The organism is Pedobacter sp. MC2016-05 (genome assembly GCF_026239735.1).
In the GTDB taxonomy this organism is placed as follows: domain Bacteria; phylum Bacteroidota; class Bacteroidia; order Sphingobacteriales; family Sphingobacteriaceae; genus Pedobacter.
Genome location: NZ_JAPIVT010000052.1, coordinates 1 through 959, shown reverse-complemented (window position 1 = coordinate 959; position 959 = coordinate 1). Strand labels below are relative to the sequence as shown.

1 protein-coding gene is annotated in these 959 nt (G+C 36.5%); it reads left to right on the top strand.

Going from position 1 to position 959, the window contains the following annotated elements; genetic code table 11:
- Positions 1-100 precede the first annotated feature (100 nt).
- The gene (locus OQZ33_RS24130) at positions 101-712 is read left to right on the top strand and encodes a hypothetical protein (RefSeq protein ID WP_265802129.1); all 612 of its coding nucleotides are present in this window, start codon (positions 101-103) and stop codon (positions 710-712) included.
- Positions 713-959 lie beyond the last annotated feature (247 nt).

Genomic DNA, 959 nt, shown 5'->3' with positions numbered 1-959 from the left:
TTCCTGACTTGTCCGGGGTAGTTTTCAACAAAACGTAAGTAGCTGATCTTGTTGTTTTTATTATTATTATTTTTGTGATTTGCTGACCTAAAGTTAAAAATTGTATAAAATAAGGCAAATCAAGTATGCTGCAGGATCAACTTCAGTGCAGGTTTATAAGATTGAAAACCGTAAAAGAGTCATCATAAGGCATATTGGTACTGCTCGTACTTCTACTGAACTTGCCGACTTACTTACGCTTGCCAATGATTTCATTAAAACCACTACCAGACAGCTGTTTTTATTCAATGAGGTTCATGCTGATAATATTATAAACATTCGACAGACTGACTTTATCGGTGTATATTATTCATTTTTCCATGAACTGATCTCAAAACTTATCGTCCAAATCGGTTTCGACAAGCTTAAAAACAGTTTTCTTCTGGATCTGGCAATCGTGCGAATAATTGAGCCTGCATCCAAACTTCGCTCAATCATTCTTTTAGAGGAATATTTTGGCATAAAACATCGCAGACAGAAATATTATGACTCTGCTCCAGCATGGCTGGAGCTTAAGTCAAAGACCGAAAGTATTGCTGTTAAATTTGCTCGGGAACACTACGACTTCAACTACAACCTGGTTTTCTATGATGTGACAACGCTGTATTTTGAAACCTTTGAATCAGACGACCTTCGCAAGAATGGTTTTTCCAAAGACAACAAATCACAGTAGCTGCAGATTCTTATTGCCTTGATGGTCAGTAAAGAAGGATTGCCCATTTCTTACGAAGTTTTTCCGGGCAATACTTTTGAGGTAAAAGCGATCTACAAACAAGGCCAATATTCCATTATAAAGAAGAGCCTATAAAACTTCATTTATTGATATGCTTTATGGCTTTAATCATTTCCAAGCACGTAGAACTACAAACCGAAACCTCAATCAAAACCTTTATTCACGAATGTAAAAAGATTACCGACGC